At 44.2% G+C, this 22,652-nt stretch carries 16 protein-coding genes and 5 pseudogenes; 9 read left to right on the forward strand and 12 right to left on the reverse strand.

Annotated elements, in window-relative coordinates:
- The 5 genes and pseudogenes from EYW48_RS18715 to EYW48_RS18735 form a co-directional block, all read right to left on the reverse strand.
- Positions 1-348 (reverse strand): annotated as a pseudogene (locus EYW48_RS18715) (transposase); the annotation flags it as partial.
- A 244-nt stretch (positions 349-592) separates the two neighbouring features.
- A pseudogene (locus EYW48_RS18720) lies at positions 593-1,046 on the reverse strand (IS3 family transposase); the annotation flags it as partial.
- Positions 1,047-1,196: 150 nt separating this feature from the next.
- The gene (locus EYW48_RS18725; RefSeq protein ID WP_277432843.1) at positions 1,197-1,472 is read right to left on the reverse strand and encodes a hypothetical protein; all 276 of its coding nucleotides are present in this window, start codon (positions 1,470-1,472) and stop codon (positions 1,197-1,199) included.
- Between the two features lie 225 nt (positions 1,473-1,697).
- Positions 1,698-3,017, reverse strand: a complete 1,320-nt coding sequence (locus EYW48_RS18730) for an ATP-binding protein (protein WP_277432844.1) — start codon at positions 3,015-3,017, stop codon at positions 1,698-1,700.
- Positions 3,018-3,053: 36 nt separating this feature from the next.
- On the reverse strand, positions 3,054-3,758 hold the full coding sequence (locus tag EYW48_RS18735; protein ID WP_277432845.1) for a response regulator: 705 nt from the start codon (positions 3,756-3,758) through the stop codon (positions 3,054-3,056).
- Between the two features lie 322 nt (positions 3,759-4,080).
- Between EYW48_RS18735 and EYW48_RS18740 the strand changes: the two genes are divergently transcribed.
- The 4 genes and pseudogenes from EYW48_RS18740 (at position 4,081) to EYW48_RS18755 (ending at position 8,021) form a co-directional block, all read left to right on the forward strand.
- A protein-coding gene (locus EYW48_RS18740; RefSeq protein WP_277432855.1) for an IS3 family transposase occupies positions 4,081-5,552 on the forward strand; the annotation gives its coding sequence in 2 pieces (ribosomal slippage) (positions 4,081-4,488 and positions 4,491-5,552; 1,470 coding nt in all).
- A 129-nt stretch (positions 5,553-5,681) separates the two neighbouring features.
- Positions 5,682-6,782 (forward strand): alpha/beta hydrolase, encoded by a 1,101-nt coding sequence (locus EYW48_RS18745; protein WP_277432846.1) that lies wholly within the window; start codon positions 5,682-5,684, stop codon positions 6,780-6,782.
- Positions 6,783-6,883: 101 nt separating this feature from the next.
- Positions 6,884-7,126 (forward strand): annotated as a pseudogene (locus tag EYW48_RS18750) (JAB domain-containing protein); the annotation flags it as partial.
- Positions 7,127-7,736: 610 nt separating this feature from the next.
- Complete coding sequence (locus EYW48_RS18755; RefSeq protein WP_277432847.1) at positions 7,737-8,021, forward strand: transposase; 285 nt, start codon at positions 7,737-7,739, stop codon at positions 8,019-8,021.
- A gap of 352 nt (positions 8,022-8,373) precedes the next feature.
- Here EYW48_RS18755 and EYW48_RS18760 read toward each other — a convergent pair whose 3' ends face one another.
- The 4 genes from EYW48_RS18760 to EYW48_RS18775 all read right to left on the reverse strand — a co-directional run bounded on the left by EYW48_RS18760 (position 8,374) and on the right by EYW48_RS18775 (position 12,520).
- Positions 8,374-9,357, reverse strand: a complete 984-nt coding sequence (locus EYW48_RS18760) for a DUF2860 domain-containing protein (protein WP_277432848.1) — start codon at positions 9,355-9,357, stop codon at positions 8,374-8,376.
- A gap of 169 nt (positions 9,358-9,526) precedes the next feature.
- Positions 9,527-10,795, reverse strand: coding sequence for a HAMP domain-containing sensor histidine kinase (locus EYW48_RS18765; protein WP_277432849.1), 1,269 nt, complete (start codon positions 10,793-10,795; stop codon positions 9,527-9,529).
- Positions 10,795-11,475, reverse strand: coding sequence for a response regulator transcription factor (locus tag EYW48_RS18770; RefSeq protein ID WP_277432850.1), 681 nt, complete (start codon positions 11,473-11,475; stop codon positions 10,795-10,797). The genes EYW48_RS18765 and EYW48_RS18770 overlap by 1 nt, the downstream gene beginning before the upstream one ends.
- A 127-nt stretch (positions 11,476-11,602) precedes the next feature.
- Complete coding sequence (locus EYW48_RS18775; protein WP_277432851.1) at positions 11,603-12,520, reverse strand: IS5 family transposase; 918 nt, start codon at positions 12,518-12,520, stop codon at positions 11,603-11,605.
- 184 nt (positions 12,521-12,704) lie between these two features.
- Here EYW48_RS18775 and EYW48_RS18780 point away from each other — a divergent pair, with 184 nt between their 5' ends.
- From EYW48_RS18780 to istB, 5 genes and pseudogenes are all read left to right on the forward strand, one after another.
- Entirely contained in the window at positions 12,705-13,466 is a 762-nt protein-coding gene (locus tag EYW48_RS18780; RefSeq protein WP_277432852.1) for an efflux RND transporter periplasmic adaptor subunit, read from the forward strand.
- 10 nt (positions 13,467-13,476) lie between these two features.
- Positions 13,477-16,485 (forward strand): efflux RND transporter permease subunit, encoded by a 3,009-nt coding sequence (locus tag EYW48_RS18785; RefSeq protein ID WP_277432853.1) that lies wholly within the window; start codon positions 13,477-13,479, stop codon positions 16,483-16,485.
- Positions 16,486-17,148: 663 nt separating this feature from the next.
- A pseudogene (locus EYW48_RS18790) lies at positions 17,149-17,836 on the forward strand (reverse transcriptase N-terminal domain-containing protein); the annotation flags it as partial.
- A 108-nt stretch (positions 17,837-17,944) separates the two neighbouring features.
- Positions 17,945-19,459, forward strand: coding sequence for an IS21 family transposase (gene istA / locus EYW48_RS18795; protein WP_225481717.1), 1,515 nt, complete (start codon positions 17,945-17,947; stop codon positions 19,457-19,459).
- Positions 19,449-20,204, forward strand: coding sequence for an IS21-like element helper ATPase IstB (istB, locus tag EYW48_RS18800; RefSeq protein ID WP_140054603.1), 756 nt, complete (start codon positions 19,449-19,451; stop codon positions 20,202-20,204). Before istA ends, istB begins: the two co-directional genes overlap by 11 nt.
- Before the next feature lie 52 nt (positions 20,205-20,256).
- On the opposite strand, the gene EYW48_RS18805 is transcribed toward istB, so the two are convergent.
- From EYW48_RS18805 to EYW48_RS18815, 3 genes and pseudogenes are all read right to left on the reverse strand, one after another.
- On the reverse strand, positions 20,257-20,562 hold the full coding sequence (locus tag EYW48_RS18805; protein ID WP_277432854.1) for a hypothetical protein: 306 nt from the start codon (positions 20,560-20,562) through the stop codon (positions 20,257-20,259).
- Positions 20,563-21,714: 1,152 nt separating this feature from the next.
- Positions 21,715-22,008, reverse strand: a complete 294-nt coding sequence (locus tag EYW48_RS18810; protein ID WP_171981650.1) for a hypothetical protein — start codon at positions 22,006-22,008, stop codon at positions 21,715-21,717.
- Between the two features lie 517 nt (positions 22,009-22,525).
- Positions 22,526-22,652 (reverse strand): annotated as a pseudogene (locus tag EYW48_RS18815) (transposase); the annotation flags it as partial.

A 22,652-nucleotide genomic window follows, 5' to 3' on the forward strand; every position in this document is an offset into this window, starting at 1 on the left:
TTTGTTGATGACTTGCTTATTTTGGCGCACCTTCACAACAATGCAGTCCAGGTAAACGATGGGGTAAACCGAATCAAGAGGGCGAGCTTGCCACTCAACAACTTGTTCTAAAACAGCATCAGTGACTTTCGATATTAGACTGGCGGAGATATCAGCATCGTACATTTCTTTGAAGGTTGCGACGATTTCTCGGGTAGTCATTCCTTTGGCATACAAGCTTAAGATCTTGTCGTCCATCGATTGGAATCGAGTTTGATGCTTACGAACGAGCTTGGGTTCAAAAGACGCGTCACGGTCACTAGGGATTTCTAGCTGGATCTCACCATTGTCAGTAAGTAGGCGCTTAGTGTCGGTGGACAACAAAGATCGAAACTCTGACAATAAAGTTCGAAACTTTTACATTAAAGATTGAAACTTTTGTGGGGAGCAGCGCTTACAGGGTAAGCACTGTTCCTGATAAAGATTGTTGAATCTCAGAATCGTTTTTGGACAATTCCGAGTTGCGTCTTTTGCTAATATAGCAAAGCATGAATTATTAAAAGTATGGAAAAAGTCGCTTACGTGAGTGTCCAGTATCACTGGAGCAGATCAGTTTTAGATTATAAGCAGTTATGAGGTCGCGATAATCTTTTGAGCAGTACTGACTGCCTCTATCACTATGAACGAGAATCTGCTCAGGGAGGCCGCGACGGAACAAAGCCATTGATAGCGCATCACAGACCAGCGTAGCCGTCATTCTGGTATCCATAGACCATCCGATTACTTGTCTTGAATAAATGTCAATAATTACCGCCAAGTACAGCCAACCTTCGCTTGTGGCGACGTAGGTGATGTCTCCCGCCCATTTTTTCATTCGGAGCCGCTGCGTTAAAGTTCTGAGCCAACAGGTTTGGAGCAACAGGTATTTGATGCTTGCTGTCCGTAGTGCACTTAAACTTGCGTGCCGCTTTCGGCGTTAAATCTTGACGCTTCATACTGGCAGCAATGGTTTTTACATTGTGGTTATCACCGCTCTCAGCTAGTTCTTTTTGGATGGGCCTTGAGCCTGAAACGATGAGTATCGCCTAACAAATAGCCATGTTAGGCGTGTTTTAAATTGAACTCAAATTAGGGAAAAAAGTGAACGGCGATCATCGCTGGCTTCGATGAGCTCAGTTTCTAAAGGTCACTGATCAAAGGTACGCAACGATAGCGAATTACTGCTTCTTACCACCAACTTGAACGTAGTCGATGCCGATAATACGGTTGATGATACCCATAACAGAGCTTGTATCAGAGTTTGTTGAGTGAATGATCTCAACCGTTGCACCTTCGGGCACTAATTCCATTGCACGGTCTTGAGTGTTACCAGGGACTTGGAAACCGACAATATTGAAGCTTTCTGCGTGCGCTGTGTAAACTTGATCGTTGTGGCTAATACCTGAACAACCTGAAAGAGAGATAACGCCTAAAACACACAATAACTTTTTCATAACAATACCATAAGAATGATTGGGAATTTAGATAGTGAGCCCATGGTTTCAACTGCTAACAAAGTGCGAGTTAACGAATAACGGTTTACTTTGCTACTACTTAGCAAGCAGTGCTGTAATGACAAGCCATAAACGACAGTGTCATGATTATCTAGACTCAATAAGTTCATTGGGAGACAGCATCTCCCGACCGAGGTTTAACATTATTCCAGAGGTGTTTTGTAGTTACTGTATGGGTTTGTCAGTTGAATTATTACATATCTGAATGGTAATGGTGAATACCGCACCCTTTAAGGCTTGGCTCTGGCCAACTTCCACTGTTGCGTTATGTTGAGCACAGATCTTATCGACGATAGAAAGCCCCAAACCATGGCCGCTCTTGGCTTTATTACGCGATTTGTCGCCAACGTAAAACGGTTCAAACAGGCGAGCTTGGTGTTCTTGTGCCACTCCATCACCATCGTCATGCACCGCAATCTGTAGTTGATCTTGATGCACGCTAGCTTCAATCGACACCTGTGAACGTGCGAACTTCATTGCGTTACGAACTAGGTTATCTAAGGCTCGGTTAAGCAACGTTTCATCTGCTAGTATAGAGCTAGGTTGTTCTGGCAATGATAAGTCTATGTTGAGTTCTGTGTCTTTGTTCCAGCGTGTCATCGCGTGTTCAAGAAAGTCTCTTATCTCTAATGGCTGTTGTAGGTTTTCGAGGTCAATGCTATCAAGTTTGGCGTAGCACAACAGTTCGTCGACCATCTTTTCCATCTCTTCTGTGTCTTCGACAATACTTTCAGCAGTGTGTTGTTGCGATTCATTGAGCGGCGTGTCTTTGAGCATTTCAGCTTGCCACTGGATACGAAATATTGGCGTGCGTAATTCATGAGCAACGGCGTTGGTGAGTGAGCGGTTACTCTCAATTAAGCGATGAATACGGTCAGCCATCAGGTTGAAAGACTTGTTTAGTGAGCCAATGGCTATGCCGCTTGAAGTCTCTGCTCGCGAAGAGAGGTCCCCTTCTGCAAAGCGTAGGGTGGCGTATTCAAGCTTTTTGACCCGTCGGAAGATAATAACTAGGTGGCATAAGCCGTATGAGATAAAGCTTGCTAAGAAGAACAACCAAATGAGGTCATCTTCCAGCTCGATTTTTTGCCGAACGAACGCTTTATTATCAGGTAAGTAATGGTAGGTATTGTCACTGCCTGTGAGGCGAAACCATAGTTCACGTTCATCATCGTGAAAGATAAAGGTATTCGGGTTAGTACTAAAGAACTCTGAAACGGGGGATGGTATTTCATCTTTTGGGCTGAACATGACCAGTTTATGTCGTGTGGTTTCGACAAACTGATTTATCGCTTGTTGAGCAGCTTCAAGGCCTTGATTTTTAGCGATATTTTCTATCAATTGTTGGTGGGCCGTCGCTTCGTAATCTTCCATTACATATTCGTAGTCGGTATTGAGCTGGTAGACAAAAATTTCGTAGGCAACAAGGCCGGTCATAAAGCAAACTAACAGCCCAAGAAGGGACTCCAAATAGATACGTCGCATAATCGACCTTTTTCATTACGCTCGTATTGAGCGAGGTTAATTCCAGGCGGTCGAAACAAATAAGTAACCTTTCCCGCGAATGGTTTGAATTTTCTCTGCTGGTGTGTGATCGTCACCGAGTATCTTTCTTAGACGCACAACCTTGTTATCAATTGTCCGATCGAGCCCGTCATACTCAATCCCGCGCAATGTTTGAGTTAAATAGTCTCGTGATAACGGAGTGTCTGGGTTGCTTGCCAACAACCAAAGTAGATCAAACTCGCTGTCTGTCAGTGACAAAACGGCACCTGCAAGTTCACACTTCTTGTATGTATTTTTCAGTACGAGTTGATCAAATTGAAGGTTATCAGAGTCATCGATTGAATGAGCTACCGTTTCTTGACGGCGTAATAGTGAACGAACCCTTGCCAGCAAAACTCTTGGTTTGATTGGCTTGGTGACATAGTCATCAGCCCCTGTTTCTAAACCAGCGACATGATCAAAGTCGTCATCGCTAGCGGTGAGCATCAAGATTTTACCTTTATAGTGCGTACGCGTCTGTCGGCAGATTGTCAGTCCATCGGTTACAGGAAGCATTAAATCCAGCAATACAATGTCAGGTTGTTCGGCAAGAATGGTTTGCGCGGCATTACTGCCATCGTCCAGAACCAATACATCAAAATCTTGCGCGACAAAGTAGTCTTGCAACATTTTCTGAAGTTTCAAATCGTCTTCCACGATGACCATTTTAGGTTTTGTCATTCCATTTCCTGCCTTGTCGTGTATTCAGCCTATACGATATTACGTGAGTGAGTTTTATTTTGTGATTAATCGTTATTACATATTAAATTTAATTGCTTCGCGCAAAATACCTGAGGTGAATGATTAAACACTTTTTAAGCTAGTTCAATGCCGATATTGAATTAACAGGAAAGTAAAAAACAACGTTCAAAAACCCCCCCTCTGGCAGGATAGTTGTCACTGTTAAAATTTAACCAGTTTGGGTGGTAATGAGTGAGTTTTGAATCGCATTCCAACAGAAAGAAAAGAAGCCATATTGAAGAAGCTACTGCCTCCTTATTCAATGTCTGTAAGCCAAGTAGCAAAAGAGGAAGGTATTAGCACAGCCACCCTGTATCATTGGCGGCAGCAACTTAGACGTTCAGGAGCCGCTGTGCCAAATAGTCATACTTCATCAGAGCAGTGGTCTGCTCAAACTAAACTTGCCATTGTCGCTGAAACTTACTCGATGACGGAGAATGAACTCAGTCAGTATTGTCGTGAGAAGGGCTTGTTCCCTGAACAAGTGCAAGGTTGGCGAAGTGAGTGTATGCAAGGGTTTATGTCTGCTAAAGAGCGTGAGGCTGAAGCCAAGAAACAAGCTAAAGCTGACAAACTTGAAATTAAAGAGCTGAAAAAAGAGTTACGCTTTAAAGAAAAAGCGTTAGCGGAAACGGCGGCGCTATTGGTTCTTCGAAAAAAGCTGAGAGCCTTTTACGGGGAAGAGCCAGAGGAAGATTAACCTCAACCGATGAAAGGCAATACTTGCTCGCTCTTATCCACGATGCCAAGCGAAGTGGCTGCCGTCTAGAGTACGCCTGCAATGAAGTTCAAATCGACTTGAGAACGTATCGACGCTGGTATCAGCGAGGTGAAATACGGACAGACAAAAGACCGACCTGCGTTAGACCTGTGCCTGCTAACAAGCTATCACCGCAAGAGCGCAATGCGATTATTGAGGTGTGCAACCGCCCTGAATACGCAAGTTTACCACCAACTCAAATTGTCCCGACGTTGCTTGATAACGGTGAGTATATTGCTTCAGAGTCGAGCTACTATCGGGTTTTGAAAGCAGAAGGTCAGCTTCATACCCGAGGTCGTCAGCGAAGTCGACAAAGGCAGGCCAAGCCAACAAGTTATACGGCAACAGGTCCCAATCAGGTGTACACATGGGACATTACGTACTTGCCATCTGTGGTTAAGGGGCAGCACTATTACCTCTACGTGATTGAAGATATCTACAGCCGAAAAATCGTGGGCTATGAGGTGTATGAACGTGAGTGCGGTGAGTTAGCGTCACAGCTCTTGCAACGAACCTTGATGCGAGAGCAGTGCTTCAATCAACCGCTAGTTCTTCACTCAGATAACGGTGCGCCTATGAAGTCGCTGACGTTCAAAGCGAAGATGGATGAGCTAGGCATTACCTCATCGTATAGCCGCCCAAGAGTCAGTGATGATAACCCGTATGTTGAGTCGTTGTTCCGCACGGTTAAGTACATGCCGAACTGGCCGACAAAGGGCTTTGAAAATCTCGAAAGCAGTCGAGGTTGGGTTGAAGCCTTCGTGCGCTGGTACAACACCGAGCACAAGCACAGCAAGCTAAATTACGTCACGCCCTTAGAGCGTCATAACGGAAAAGACGAAGAGATCTTGAAGCGTCGAGCTGAGGTATTACTCGCTGCAAAACAGCGAAAACCCGAACGATGGCCTGGTGATATCAGGAACTGTAAGCCAGTTGGTGACGTACATCTAAATCCAGAGAGAGAAGCTGCTTAATAAACAAGCGAATGATGACAACTACCTTGAAAAACGCCGAAACACATACATACTCTTACATTCTCGCGACAGATAATTTATAGACTAAATAATAAGATTTCCCTATTAAATATTTTTGGGAAAAATGGCATGAACCACTATCGAAAGACATTACTAGCATTACCTTTGATTCTCTTAGCGGGCTGTAATTCGAGCTCTAGTTCGGGTACAACGGCAACCAAAGCGCAATTGAAACCTAAGGCTGATTATGTATTTTCATCGACTAGACTTGATGAGTTATATCAAGAGAGGCGAGAGGTCCAAGAATCTATGAAACTCACCTACGATGGTATACAGTATGAAAACATTCAGTTTGCTGAAAGTATCAGTGATAAGCAAAAAGTGGTGAGGCTAGCAAGTCGCTTAGGTCAGAGCGTTGATCTGTATCTTCCTGATGCAGGAGTCGATGACTGCGGCATTTACAGTGAAGGCAATTACTATGATTCGTTTGATTGTGATTCGGCTCAACGTTCAATTGGGAATGATACGACGTTAATCCAAACGACAACGAACGATAGAAAGCTTGCTGTTAAGCTTGAATACCAAAACGAGTCGTCGCAATACGTGACAAGCCTTGGTTCTACGATTCTGAGTAAAACCCAAAATGGAAGCAAGGTCATCATCACCACATCGTTTGCTTTCAACGCTTTTTACCGCGATGTGCTCAACGACACTGGCACCGTTGAGCGCATTACTTCTACCCTTGGGGTGACAACCTATTCGCAGCTTATTGATATCGTTAAGTTATACCCTGACAGTCAGATGACCTTGAAATTTAACAATCATATCAGTGGCAGTGCTGATGATGATATTAACATGTACACTGGTCGCATGATCTTTAGCAAAAATATGACCACAATCGTTACTCCAACGGGGTCGGTTTTTTCTGGTGGCACTGATCTGTTTGCGGCGGGTTATCCACGAGTTTTACAACGATCAGACACCTCTAAGGCCATCGAATTGAATAAGCAAATCGGTGTACATAGCTGGGCTGAGGGAGATAAAACAGCCAAAGAATTCCCATACACAGACGAAAGCCATCGCAAACAGGCGACATACTTTAAGCACATAATGGGAGACAAGGGCATTGATTTCTATATCTTCACTTTAAATTCTGCCCCGGCAATTGGTGAGCATTGGTTGACCAAGGCCGACTCGGACAAGTATGGCTTCATCACCCGCATTGAGTAAATTCGGCTAGTTATAATAATAGGAACGATTTGAGAAGGTTGATGATGAGACTGTTTGTCGTCAACTTGAATACCCATCGTTTATTTCGGTAGGAGACTGAAATGAATCCCAAAACATCAGATTCCCCCAAAAACGCTATCAGAAAAATGAAATCCTAGAGCATGAGGCTGAGATACTGGCTACGCGCTAACTCCGCGGTGATGCGCTAGCCGATCCTGATGCCACCAAAGAGTATGCGCTAAGCTAGGCATTAAGTGTTTTCTTTACTGCTACTGGATAACCAAAACCGATTGATTGAATTTAAAAAGCTGTTTCAAGGAACTGTCGATACGGCCAACGTCTACTTCCTTCGCTGATGTGACTACTACAATCGGCAACGGTCTCATCAAGCAAATGATGGACTGTCGCCAGTAAATACTGAAAATCGGCTTAAATCCGTGTCCGGAATTTGTTGACCACTTGTATGTTGACGCTCTGGGTGATTAGCTATCCCTAAGCTCTAAAATCAGTGAGGATGCTTGACCACATAATGCTCGACATTGATCTGTAGATTATCCCCTGATTTTACTTACTCAAATACTGGATGGTATCCAAGTGTGCAGTCATATGACTAATAATGCATAATGTGCAAGTGGGGTCGTTGATATGAGTGTGAATGTTGGGATTGACGTCGGTAAGACTATTTAGATATCTGTTTGCTACACGACCAAACCAAGAGCGGACAAAAACATCGTAAATTTAAGAACACAAAAGGAACTCACTCGGAAATAAGTCATTGGTTGCAAAAGGTGTCAAAGTGCCAACCTGAAGATACTTTGGTCACGATGGAGTCAACAGGCGTCTATCATGAATCGATAGCACTGTACCTACATGCGGTTGGTTTTCGGGTGTTTATATCGAACCCAGGTAAAGCACATAAATTTTCTCAATCACTGGGGCTCGTGCATAAGACGGATGAATCAGACTCCGCGAATTCAAATCATCAGTGTGATCGATGAAGAAATTGCTTCAATCGAACAAGAGATCGAATCGGTCATCAATGCAGATGCTGATATGAAGAGGAACCATAAGCTTCTACATATTGGTAAAGTCATGTCACGTGAGCTTGTTTACCTGTTCGGCGCTAAGAAATTCGCCACTGCCAAGCAAGCAGCAGCATTTATTGGTCTTATCCCTCAACTAAATGAATCTGGAAAGCTAAAAGGGGAGAACGACAATGAGCAAGAACGGGCCGTCTAGGTTCGAGCTAAGTTGTTTTTAGCAGCAGTTAGCGCGAGCACCCATAACCCTGACATTCGAGAACAGAAAAGAAGGTTGCTAGCAGCAGGTAAACCCAAAATGCAGGCACTTGGCGCGCGATGAGAAAGTTGATTCAAATTTGTTTTGGTGCGCTGAAAACACAAACAAAATACCAACCCAAGTGACATTAAACTAGGTTTGCTAACAGTGATGAGAGATGGTATCTACAAGTATGAATTTGAGAAGAGCTTCAATAGAAATAGCATTGATAGCCCAACCTTTATCAAAACCTCAATTTTTAAAGTTGTCTTATGGATCTTGGCCTGACGTGAAATCAAGCCAAGTAATTGAATTAAAACTTATAATTGACACCCGTTGAAAACAGATATTCAGACTCATTGTAGAAATCAATATTTGATGAACTGCTTCCATAACTAGCGAATGAGATAAACGAGACATCCTCCCAGCCCATCAATTGGTCATATTCATACGCGGCAAACAAGCTCATTTCGTTATCGCTACGAGTCTTGTCAAACATAGGGTTTGTTCCATCATAGCTGCGAGTTTCGTAGCTAGCCGTGAGCGCAAACTGATGACGGTCTAGCACTTTAAAGTAAGTAATGTCCGTTCCATAGGCTTTGTAAGCCATCGCTTCGCCATCAGCGGAACGTACCTTGTAGCTTAACGATGGAATAAGACCTGACGTCTGATTGAGCATGTATTTATATTCGCCCTTAGCGAAGATAACACTGCCATCACGCTGAAGTTTAGCTTGCTCTGATGCACTCAAATCGGAGCCAGATGCTTCATTTTTCACATCAATGTTGGCGTAGGCCATATCCAGCGTGAAATCAGTACCAGCAATCGATTCCAGCTTTAATCGATAGGCGTTGCCTGTTTCGTCGGTCACTTCGCGTGCAGAGTTAAGTGCGTATGGGTCGCTCCATGTTTCTCCGGACACTGCGGTTGGAAGAAATGACACGTCAACCACCATGCCAGATTCGAGTTCTTGTTTATAACCAATCTCAAAAGCGAAATCACCAACGGCTATATCGTCACGTGTAGTACCAATGTATATCTGCTTGTCTAGATCTTGTCCAAACGTATAGTTGATTTGCCCTAAAGGCGCGACAAGCATTTCCCCGTTGGATTTACCTTCAGAATTGAGGTCCGATATTGGATCTTTCACATCTGTATTGAAGTTAGACGATTGAGACATATAGCCAGTATTGATAGAGATTTCACCACCAACCCCAGCTTTGGGCGCCAGCTCAGCAATTGAAGAATAACTCATAAAAAAGCTTAGAATGGAAAGTGAAAGAGTAGTTTTATTCATGATTAACACCTCTGATTAATTGGAACTCAATTTTAAAAAGTAGGATGTCGAATAAATGTCTATTTCAGGTGAGGGAATGAATTATTCTTTATGAGAAGGGTAATCGAACCTTGGTGATTACGTGTGCCGAGCCCTGAAATGCCCTAGAACATTTCAGGGCTGATAATGTTTAGCTATCTGTTTTTCTATTTAAACTCGCTGTGCACCCTTTGGTATTCATGTTGTTTTTCAACTTGAAGGACCAACCATATACATTACATAAGCGCCTTACTATAAGAAGCCCTAAGCCATGTTTGGTTTCATTTTTGCCAGATAGCCCTGTACCTGTGTCTTGAACGGAAATTTGGTCACTAGCAACGTGAATGGTAATCGAACCTTTTTCTGTAAATCGAATTGAATTATTGACGATGTTTTTAAGAATCATTTTAAGTACAGGCAATGGGAAATTGAGCGTGGTATCCGACGCAATACTTATCTTTACTTCAACACCGAGTTTTGCCTTTTTACCGAGCTCTGAAATAGAAACGTCTTGCTCGCTGATTGTCCATACATCATCGCTGGATGCTGCGTTCTCTTGTTTGACTATATTGAGCAAAATGTCAACGGTCGATTGCATGTTATCAGCCGCACCAATAATTCTATGGCGTTGTTTAGCCTGAAATTCTGTGTCTCCTTCTTTCATGGCTTGTAAGTTTGCCGCACCTGAAATAATCGCAATTGGCGTTTTCAGTTCATGGCTCGCGTATTTTGCGAACATCATTTCTTGTTTCACCACTCTTTCTTTCATTTGTGTATAGCTATTGAGATGGTTGGTCAGTTGCTTTATTTCATCAATTGTATTTTCCGACACCGAAAACTGAGATCTTTCCTCGTCTCTTAACTGTTGACTCAACTCGACAACTGGTGACATCAGTTCATCAAACATTCTCTTGGTCGATACGCTTAATGTTCCGACAAGAAACACCATTAATAACGTGGATATGCTCAATAAAATATCCCAATTATCATCACCAAAATCGAGCGATACCGTGTCTATTGTGAGATACAGCGGTATCTCGTCCCCATTCGACAAAAAGGTAGAGTGGTACACCATGAAGCCATCGTCAGTGTATTGATGAACTTTTGTGACTTCATCCTTTGCATATGGCATCTCTAATTTGATGTTGTCTGGTAAAAAAGCGGAGTCGTAATACGCAGTAATATTAGGGCTAACTGCGATACTACTTTTGGGTGCTTGTTGATAATATTGCTGAGCGAAACCCTGAAAGGAGCTTAAATAGTGTGCAATCTGGTTGTCTTCTTCCTTCACTAGTTTTAATGAGAAGATTAAAAAAACAACAAAAGACGTTGAGAATGCGATGGTAGCAAATCGGCGGATCAAGCGATTTTTTACGTTCTCAATATTGTTTTCTGTTGTTTTCGACTTGGTAAAAAACATCACTTCTCCAAACGAAATCCAAATTTAGGTACAGTTTTTAGCATCGCCTTTTTAAACGGTTTATCAAGTGTGTTACGTAGCAAGTAGATATGGCTGCGAAGTATATCTTTATCAGGGACATCATCGCCCCATATCTGATGGATTAAAGCCTCTCGAGAGACAAGTTCACCCTGCGCTTTTACCAGTTCAACCAGTATTTGGTACATAACTGGAGTGGTCGCTAACTTGTGCCCTTCCCGTTGGATAATCTTGGTTTTTTCATCAATGTCTAATGAGCCAAATGATAAGGTAGCAGGAGCAACTTGACCTCGAAACCGTTTAATCAATGCAGACAAACGAACTTCTAGTTCGGGGAACTGGAAGGGTTTACTCACAAAGTCATCGACACCATTACCAAATCCATTAATGAGGTCTTCTTGGCCATTCAATGCGGTCAGCATAAGGATGGGGGTCGTACATCCATTTTTTCTTAGTTCCTTCGCGACTTGCATACCATCTTTTTTAGGCATCATGACATCTAGAATGATGGTATCAAACTCATTTTCTAAGGCCAGTTTTAATCCAAGTTCTCCGTTGTCGGCAAAATCAGCCTCTGCACCTTTTACGTCTAAGAAGTCGGCTAAGATCCCTTGCAGTTCTTCATTATCTTCGACGACTAGAATTCGACTGTTCTCAAGCATGGCGAGTTCTCTAAGTGTTCAATTATATGGTTTCCATCATATCTATTTCATGTCGAATTTATGTGAAAATGGGCGTTGTTGCCCAAATCAGCCAGCAAGTCATGACTTCCCCATCTCTGGGTGACCGCTACACTCGAGGCTTTCTGACAGGTAGGCCCAGGGTATTCAGCTTGTTTATGGCGCTTACATACGCCATGACTTCTCCCACTTGGCCGTTGTAGTTACGCAGACTGATTTTCCCCGCCAGCAACTGCTTGAAGCGATACATCGCCGTCTCTGCCAGTGAGCGACGGTGATACCCCGATATCTTCTTCCAGTGCGCCAGCCCTTCCTTGCGCATCACCAACACAGCGTCATTTCTTGGGTGTCCCTTTTTCCATAACCCCGCGCTCTTGCGAGGCGGGATACAGGCTGTCGCCCCTTTGCGCGAGATAAGCTGATGGCTGGCTTCGCTGTCATAAGCTCCATCCGCATAAACATGTCCCAGCTTACGCCGCAGAGGGTTGAGCAAGGTGGGCAACACCTCGGCATCATGGACATTTTCCAGCGAGACTTCCGCCGCCACGATATCGTGGGTCACCGGGTCTACCGCCAGATGCAACTTGCGCCAGACTCGCCGTTTCTCGGCGCCGTGTTTTCTGACCTTCCACTCGCCTTCACCAAACACCTTCAGACCGGTTGAGTCGATAACCAAGTCGGTAACGCATCCCTTTGAGGGCTGCCGATAGGCCACTATCACCGTGCGGGCCCGCTTGCAGACACAGCTGTAATCGGGGGCACAAAGCGGTACGTTCATCAACTCGAACAGGGAGTCGAGTAGTCCCTGGGTGGCCCGCAGAGTGAGGTTGAAAATCCCCTTGAGCATCAGGAAGGTACAGATGGTCTGGTCAGTGTAAAGCTGGCAGCGGCCCCGCCGCCCATGATGGTCGTGGTGAAACCAGTTGCTCATGGCATCGGCATCAACCCAGAAGGTGAGTGAACCACGATTAATCAAAGACTTGTTGTATTTAGGCCAGTTGGTGATGGGGTGAAGCGACGTGCCCATGATGCAGACTTGAAGAGGATGGTGGTGATCAGATCACCAAGTCCTCAGTTAGTTCCATTCAAGTTGCATCGATTTGGGCAACAACGCCGTGAAAACGTGTTCGTTTGGTTAAGTTAAACTCACTTTTACAAAAATTCGACATTCATGACTTTAAGCTATGCCTATTACAAATTGGGAGACCATGATGAACAAACAATTATTATCCTGCTTGATTAGTGCAATGGTGTTTGCCCCCAATAGCAATGCTGTCGACCTTATCGGTAAAACAACCAGTATCGCCCCTTTAAATGTCGTATCTGAAGTCAGTGGCGTCATAGAACATGTTAATTGGCAAACCGGAGATATGGTCACTCAAGGCCAAAAGCTAGCCACAATCAAAGATCAAGATTTTAAACTTGAGGTGCGTAAGCAAAAAGCCAACCTTTCTTTAGTAAAAACTGACTTGGATATTAAGCAGTCGGTTTTTGCTCGCTATCAAGAACTGCGCTCGAAAAATAGCCTGTCTCAGAACGAACTTGATATAGCAAAAGCAGATTTTTCTGCCGCAAAAGCGAAATTATCTTTGGCCCAAATAGAGTTGGAAAAAGCACAGCTAGATCTTATTAATACTCAAGTGTATGCGTCAATAAATGGCTATGTAGTCGAGCGTTTGGTCGATGATGGGACCTGGGTCAATCAAGGAGACTTGCTGTACAAACTTACCAATATTGATCGACTGAACGTTCGCTTACTCGCAAGCGAGTTTGATCTTCAAGAGCTATCCGTGGGTCAACCAATCCAAGTTTGGTCAGAGGCTCAGCCAGCTCAGCGCACTCACGCAAAAATTAACCGCATTAGTGTCGAACTTGACCTTGCAACGTTTGCCTATTTTGTTGATGTAGAAATCGACAATGAGCAACACCTTTTCAAGCCGGGTATGTCCATTCACGCTACAACAGGTAAATAGGGCATGAATCATGAATAACTTTCTTGCTTACTTCGCCGAGCGTAGCTTTTTGGCTCGTATTGTCACCATCATGGTACTGTTGATTGGTGTTGGTTCGATGAGTACTCTAAAGCTTCAAGAACTGCCTGATATTGCCTTTGCTGAAGTTGAAATTACAACCCAGTACCCAGGCGCATCAGCGCAGGATATCGAGTTGAATATTACCAATCGAATCGAAAAAGAATTGAAGTCAGTGCGAGGGCTGGCAAAGTACAACTCTCAATCATTCGGCGGTCAGTCATACATTAGTATCGAACTGGACGAAGGATATGATATCCAGCAAACCGTCCGTGACATTCAACAGGCCGTCGATAGGGTGCAAGGGTTACCTAAAGACATATCGAACCCACCGCTTGTGGCGCAAAAAAGTACTTCTTCGTTCGAAGTGATGACGTTTGGTGTTACAACATCACTTGATAATTCAGAGCTACAAAATTACGTTCGTGATTTGGAGAAAAAAGTTCGCAGCGTAGCAGGTGTTGGTACGGTTTCAATGTCTGGTTTTACCGAGCGAGAGTTTTGGATTGAAGTTGATCCGTCCAAAATATCTCGCTACCAACTGGCTTTGGCCGATGTCATATCAGCGATCAATACTCGTAACCTTTCACTGTCTGGTGGTGTTGTTGAGTCTTGGAACAGCGAACAACGCATAGTAACGCTCACTCAAATTCACTCTGTTGAAGAGTTATCAAACACCATAATTAAGGTTCTGCCTACTGGGGAAACCGTTCGTTTAGGGGATGTGGCGTACGTTTCTGACTCGTTTGAAAAAGCGACAGAATTAGGCATGGTGAATGGAGAAAGGGCGGTTGTGTTTACCGTAGCGAAGAGTGCCAACGCCGATATCATCTCGACCATCGATAGAGTAAAAGCGCTGCTTGAAAATGAAAACGAGCGATTGAACGGCCAATTCTCTTTTCCTATCTCTTTGAACCTTGCGGACGATATGAGTGATAAGTTTTCTATCGTCACTACCAACGGTGGTGTCGGTCTGATTCTTGTTCTGATCGTATTAAGCATGATTTTAAAACGTGTGGTCGCTTTTTGGGTTGCGGTTTCCATCCCATTTTGTGTACTTGGTGTCATGGCGGTGCTGCCTGCGCTTGCTATGAATCTAGATAGCATCACACTTGCGGCAATCCTATTGGTGATCGGCATTATTGTGGATGACTCGGTCATCGTTGCTGAGAGTATTTACCAAGAGCGTGAAAATGGCAAAGCACCGTTAGACGCGGCAAAATCAGGTGTGCAAAGTGTGATTCGTCCTATCATTGCGAGCTTAACCACCACCGCGCTTGTGTTCATCCCTATGTTCTTTATCCCCGGAACAATGGGAAAGGCGATCATGGTGATCCCAATTACCGTTATCGCGGCGCTTCTGTTCTCGTTGATTGAGTGTACTTTTACGTTACCTGCTCACCTTGCGAATTCATTAAAGAAAGAAAAGAAGAAAAAGCAAAAAGAAGAACGTTTCAACCGTGTGATTAAGCAATACCAGTCTCTTTTAGCTCGTTGTTTAGAATGGAAAAAGTCTGTACTGCTGGTCGCAGTGCTCGCGCTAGCCGGGAGTGGTGCACTATTGACGACACTTAAGTTGGATATCTTCCCAAGCGAAACAGCTAAATACATAGAAATATACACAGAGGTGGCGCCGGGAGCATCGCTAAAACAGGTGCGTAAAGCGCATTCAGTATTTGAAGAGACGATTGCACAGCTTGGTGACAATGAGCTAGTTTCTTATCGCATGACTTATGGTAGCCCGGTAAGTGATGGCTTACTGACGCTGACCAACTTTGAGCAACGTGATAGAACCGCCAATCAGATAGCTGACAGTTTAAACGAGAAATTGAAAGACGTTCCCGCGATTAATTTTGTGAAATTTACGGTCGACGCTGGTGGCCCCCCTCCGGGAGAGCCTATTGAAATTCGTGTGATCAGTAATAATGAAACAGAGCGCAATCATGCGGTTGGCCTCGTCGTGGCTTGGATGAAAGAGCAACCAAGCTTAGATAAGGTGACGAATAACGAACAGCTTACTGATCCACAACTGCAAATATTGCCACAATATGAATGGTTAGCTCGTTACAACCTGACGGTTCAAGACCTAGCGACCACACTGCGTATTGCTTTCGACGGTGAGAGTGTCACTTCAACTTGGATTGGTGATCAAGAAGTGAACTTACGCGTATTGTTAGATGAGGAATATCGCAACCTTGAACGTCTGAAAACGACAAAGATTACAACGCCAAGTGGGGTAAAAGTGCCTCTGAACCGCCTTGCCAAAGTGCAAGAGGTGCAGGCTCCACGTGAACTTTTACACTACAACGGCGACCGTCAAGTACTGGTAAGTGCACAAATAGTTGATGAAGCGATGGAGCCAGGTGAATTAAGCCAGCAACTTTCAGATGCATTGGCACAGCAAGTAGGAAAAAGTGTGCACTTAGACATTGGAGGTGAAGCTGAGAATACCAGTGACACGATGTCAGGCTTTTTTGTTGCTTTCCCTGCAGCTATGGTCGGTATCTATTTTGTACTCGCGATTATGTTTGGCTCTTTATTACAGCCACTGTTGATCATGGCGGTGATCCCGTTTGCGGTAGTTGCAGCTCTGATGGCACTGTTTGTTCACATGCAGCCTTTGTCGTTGTTCGCGCTGATTGGGGTGCTAGGCATGACAGGAGTTGTGGTCAACAATTCGTTGGTATTGATAAATCGCATTAATGAACTTAAAGCGGAAGGTTTACAGGTGATGGACGCAGTGATTAAAGCTGCCGTCAGCCGACTTAGACCAATACTGTTAACCTCCATTACCACGGTGGTTGGACTATTGCCACTCGCTTATGGTGTTGGTGGTACTGATGTGTACATGGGCCCAATGTCTCTAACCTTAGGCTATGGACTTTTATTCTCACTGCCTGTTGTGTTAATTGTCATTCCATGCCTATATACGCTTTGCTTTGGCCACAAAACTACAAAGTGAGGGCGTTTGGTGGGTGGTTTTAGTTAGGTAAACTTATCCCAAACTATCTATTACCAGAGGTTTTTGTAACTCATTTTTTGTCCGTGCGACGTGAAGTCGCATGAAGCGCTGTTCACCGCGAAAAGAGTGAACCGTTTGTATCACCAGACGACCCTAAGGCTCTGAATAAAGCAGCGAGCCTGACAATGTAACGAAGTTTGGCATTGTGCCAAACGGGAGCAGAACCGTGAGGGGATGCTCCTCCTGATAACCACGAATTGGGTGAGTGCTAGGGAATCAGTATGATGAACGAAAGTGAATCCATGTAAGGTGCGTTATATGATGAAGCAGCGGAAGTGGTTAATACGCTGTGGCCAAACGGCAATGGGAGTAGGAAAGAGGTTGGACAGTACTCTTTCGTGATCGACAGGCTCCCCGCACTTATAGTGGGCATCTAACCTGATATTGCGCGACATGCGGAACACGGTAAGCCAGTATCGTTCCTTCGGGAAAGCTGTCTGTGAAGAGAGCCGATAGCGGTGCTGGTAAAGGAGGTTGGAAAAAGCGAATGCTGCATTGTAATGATGCAGATACAGACGGATGTCTGACACGAAAGTGGGCCCACTTCCAACTGGTCTCCCATTGCAAGATGATTTGGAAAACTTTATTTAAGAAGGAACGCAGATGATCTCTTCTCATGAAGTGAGTGCCCCTTCTGGCAGCGCCCAATGGCAATCCATCGACTGGAAAGCGGTTGAGCGCCATGTTAAGGCTCCAGATGCGCATTGCAAAAGCAATCCGAGAAGGTAAACACGGTAAGGCGAAAGCACTACAGTGGATACTGACTCACTCGAAAGCAGCAAAGCTTCTCGCTGTTCGTCGAGTATCACAAAACAAAGGCAGTAAAACGCCAGGAATTGACGGCGACATCTGGAACACCGATGCACGTCGAATGGCGGCAGTCAGTTTACTGAGCAGAAAAGGCTATCGAGCCAAACCGCTCAGAAGAATCTATATCCCAAAGAAAAACGGCAAGCTCAGACCATTGGGTATCCCGTGTATGATAGACCGTGCGCAACAAGCGTTACACCTTCTAGCACTAGAACCAATATCTGAAACACTTGCCGACCCCAACAGTTATGGCTTTAGACCCAATCGAAGCGCAGCCTATGCAATACAGCAGTTCTTCAAATGCCTATGCAAAAAGGGAGCAGCGCAATGAGTTCTTGAGGGGGATATCAAAGCTTGTTTCGACAAGATAGGTCACCAGTGGCTACTTGATAATATCCCGACAGACAAAATGATGCTCAAGCAGTGGCTGGGATGTGGCTATATAGACAAAGGGCTGTTCTACAAAACGGCCGAGGGAACACTGTTAAATTGCATCCAGAACTGATCCACTTCACCCCCTGATTTGCACCGAAAACTGATCCACATCATCTAACCTAAATCCTGCTGAGTCTTAGCAGGAGAATGTGGAGTGATTGACGTGTCATTATTAAGTGTTATTCGTCGCTGGCATTTCCGCGAAGGAATGTCGCAAAGAGAAATAGCCAGACGTACTGGACTATCCCGAAATACCGTTAAACGTTATTTGAAAGATCAAACTATCGAACCTGTTTATCCAAAGCGGCATTCATTGAGTAAACTAGACGAGTTTGAAGAATTACTGACTTCTTGGCTAAAACGAGAAATGAAGCGACCGAGGAAGCAGCGCAAAACGGTCAAAAACCTTTTTCAAGACCTCGTTCCACTAGGCTATAGCGGCTCGTATGACAGGGTCGCATCATTCGCACGCAAATGGCGCGAAGAACAAAAACTCGATGCCTCTAAACGAACTTATATGCCCCTAGAGTTTGCTCCAGGTGAAGCCTTTCAGTTTGATTGGGGCGAAAATTGGGCCTATATCAATGGCCATAAAACCAAGCTTCAAGTCGCTCACTTCAAACTCAGTCACAGCCGTGCATTTCTCCTTCGTGCCTATTATTCTCAAAGTCATGAAATGTTGTTTGATGCCCATAACCACGCCTTCCGCGTGTTCCAAGGCGTTCCCGAGCGGGGTATCTACGATAATATGAAAACCGCGGTTGATGCGGTGAGAAAAGGTAAAGAGCGAGTGGTGAATCGTCGTTTTCTAACAATGGTCAGTCACTACCTGTTTGAAGCCGACTTCTGCAACCCAGCAGCAGGTTGGGAAAAAGGCCAAATCGAGAAAAACGTACGCGATGCGCGATCCATCATCTGGCAACGTGCTCCTCGAGTGAAAACCTTAGATGAGCTTAATGAGTGGCTAGAGGTTCAGTGTTTGCTCGACTGGCAGTCGCGCAAACACCCTCAATATCGTGATATGAGCATAGAACAAGTGTGGCTGAATGAGCGCTCTCACTTAATGAAAGTCACGGCACCGTTTGATGGCTTTACCGAACAAAGCAAGCGAGTCTCTTCTACCTGTTTGGTGAACTTCGACCGAAATAAATACTCCGTGCCTGCAAGTTACGCAAACCGACGAGTGAGTCTACACGCCTACCCAGATAGTATTGTCTTGGTGGCAGAAGGTCAGCCAATCGCAGAGCACCAACGAGTCTTTAACCCCAAACATGAGCCGCCACACATTGTTTATAACTGGCGACATTACTTGTTGGTTGCACAACGTAAACCAGGCTCTCTACGTAATGGCGCACCGTTTTACTTGCTCCCTGAGAGCTTTAAACACCTGCAATCGATATTATTACAGCGTCTTGGCGGCGATAAGGAGATGGTCGAAGTCTTGTCACTGGTTCTTCACCACGATGAAAAACTGGTAGAGCAAGCCATCAACATGGCTCTGAAAGCAGGCACACCATCGAAACAACACGTCATAAACTGTTTAAGCCGCTTACTCAATCCTACCCCAGCCGTATCAGTCCCCGTCTCTCAAGGGCTGCGATTAGTTACCGAGCCAACCAGTGATACGTCACGATATGACGAATTAAGAGGGAAACGTCATGCACAATGAAGCACTATTAAGCACATTAAAGGCACTCAAGCTTCACGGTATGGTCAGCAGTATCGTTGAGCTTGCCTCTCAAAATTCTCCTGCTTATCAACAAGCCCAGCCCATCCTTGAAACCTTGCTAAAAGCAGAAGTGGCAGACCGAGAAGTGCGCAGCATCGCTTATCAGATGAAAGCGGCAAAGTTCCCTGTTTATCGCGATTTATATGGCTTTGACTTTAGTGAGAGTACGATCGATGAGTATCTGATACGAGGTCTGCATCGCTGTGAGTTTATCAAAGACAGCCAAAATATTGTGCTCGTGGGTGGGCCTGGCACAGGGAAAACACACTTAGCGACTGCGTTGGGCGTGCAAGCTATACAGCACCACCAACTGCGGGTCAGGTTCCTATCGACCATAGAACTCGTCAACATACTTGAACTGGAGAAGCAAGCGGGCCACGTGGGTCGTCTTGCGAATAGATTAGTGAGCTGCGACTTAGTCATACTGGACGAGCTAGGGTATGTCCCTTTTAGCCAAGCGGGTGGCACATTGCTGTTCCATTTACTCAGTAAACTCTACGAGCGCACCAGCATCGTCATTACTACTAATCTCAACTTCACGGAATGGTCGAAAGTGTTTGGTGACGCAAAGATGACAACGGCATTGCTGGATAGGCTGACTCATCACTGCCACATCATTGAAACAGGTAACGACAGCTATCGTTTTAAGGAATCAAAAAAGAAGTCTAAGGAGAAAACCAAGTAGAAACTAACGTGAAAATGTAGTCTAGAATAGACTTACTTAGGTGGATCACTTTTCAATGCAAATGGTGGATCAGATTTAAGTGCAAATTAACAGAATTATGCTTCCAGCACCTAGCAACGTCATATACGTATGCAGGATAGTCATCCCAAGGATTAGCCAGTAATTTCCCTCTAGCCGCTCGCAGTTTGACCGGGTAATCACGATACTCAACTTTATGAAGGAAAAAGTAACTCTTTTCCTGCTTGGTTGAAAAGTGCTTATGAGTCCCACTACGAACACAAGGATACATATCCCAATCCCATAGAAAACGGCCATCAGCTTTGATATGGCTTCGGTACTGCTGCTTTAGTTTTTTCATTTACCCTCCAGGTTTACATTACCTAGAAGGGGTCCTCCGCAAAGTAGTTCATTCGTCCACCTTTATGTACTGTCTTACTTAGTTTAGCAAATTAGCGTTAGAGCCTGAAATCACAACCAAAGCTTATCAACCAAAACATACTTATTAAAACTCTTCGGAGCAAAGGCGATTTACGAAACAACTTGTTTCGCATTTTTGCAAGACCTTCTTGCAAAATTAGGTATTAAAGTTTGTCCAACAGGTTGTTGGACAATTGTGCAACAGCTTGTTGCACAAATTAATCTCATGATGGTTTCTTGCGTTCTAAACACGTCTTGGGGCAAAAGTGTGTTGAGCTGAGTCAGCTCTGAGCTTGGGCAATAAACAATATAATCGCTAATAAAACAGCAGATAGATTATAGAAATGACTGTCACAGGTAAAAATATACACAAAGTTAAAAATCTAAGCTCCTTGGTCGATTGCCTTACCTCAGAAGTACCCTGCTTGATCTCACTTTCATTGCTACTACTGCCTTTGGCAAGGTTATTCATGACTAGCACCTTTTTCCAGTAATTTATTCTTACTCATCACATGCACCTAAGGTTCGAAATTTAGATTAGAAGTATTATAGCAAAACTAGTGGTTTAATCCTTCAGATAAGACCCGTGCTGGCACGTAAAAGGGCAGATATGAGTTGTTGCAGAATCTGCAATCACTGAGCTTTCTCGTTGCTCAGGCAACTATTGCAAAAATTGCAACAGTCCAACTACCGAGGAATACTCGATCGTTACTTGATAAGCAATGTGCATATTTTGCACAGAAGTAATTGTATCGAATTGAACTTTGGCTTAGTTGCAAAGCAGACCACCGAGGACATACAATAAGCCTAGGTGCTTTCCCTCTATTGGAGATAAAACACTCGACGCTGAGCACAGAACTTGTTCCCTCTTCTATTTGGGTAACAAACCTTCTGTAGCTGTTTACAAAGCCATAGGTATTGCCTGTGGCTTTGTCGTATCTGGGACTAAAAAATGGTGCAGCAGGCTTACACACAAATTAAGCTATTGATAGTTTCTTATGCTCTAAAAACGTTTAGGGATAACACCCGCTAGTCGGCAGCAAACATGTAGACGGATAGAAATAAGCCCCGCATTCGCGAGGCTCAATAGTATTTATTTGTAGTACTGGTGACGCCTTTTCGAATTATGCTTCCAGCACCTAGCAACGTCATATACGTATGCAGGATAGTCATCCCAAGGATTAGCCAGTAATTTCCCTCTAGCCGCTCGCAGTTTGACCGGGTAATCACGATACTCAACTTTATGAAGGAAAAAGTAACTCTTTTCCTGCTTGGTTGAAAAGTGCTTATGAGTCCCACTACGAACACAAGGATACATATCCCAATCCCATAGAAAACGGCCATCAGCTTTGATATGGCTTCGGTACTGCTGCTTTAGTTTTTTCATTTACCCTCCAGGTTTACATTACCTAGAAGGGGTCCTCCGCAAAGTAGTTCATTCGTCCACCTTTATGTACTGTCTTACTTAGTTTAGCAAATTAGCGTTAGAGCCTGAAATCACAACCAAAGCTTATCAACCAAAACATACTTATTAAAACTCTTCGGAGCAAAGGCGATTTACGAAACAACTTGTTTCGCATTTTTGCAAGACCTTCTTGCAAAATTAGGTATTAAAGTTTGTCCAACAGGTTGTTGGACAATTGTGCAACAGCTTGTTGCACAAATTAATCTCATGATGGTTTCTTGCGTTCTAAACACTTCTTGGGGCAAAAGTTTGCTACAACAAAAGACAGACTACGACAAAAAGCATCGAAAAGTTTCTAACTTTATTGTTACTTCTTGCTTTGAGTTGGCCTATTGAGTGAAATTGAGTTTTGATCTTTATTGTCAAATCTTTGCTATAGCGTCACGTAGCAATCAGCCCTGCGTAACAGAAAAGTTTCAATCTTTGTTGTTCACCGACACTTAGAAGAGTAGCCATTTCGACTATTACTATCGTTGGTCGGTGAGTGTTTTTCGTAGCCAAGGTGATCATCAAGTTCAGCATTTAAAGCTGTCTCAACCGTCACCTTGGTTAACATTTTCCTGAAG

It is taken from the genome of Vibrio sp. 1180_3, from assembly GCF_029478545.1.
Classification (GTDB): domain Bacteria; phylum Pseudomonadota; class Gammaproteobacteria; order Enterobacterales; family Vibrionaceae; genus Vibrio; species Vibrio aestuarianus.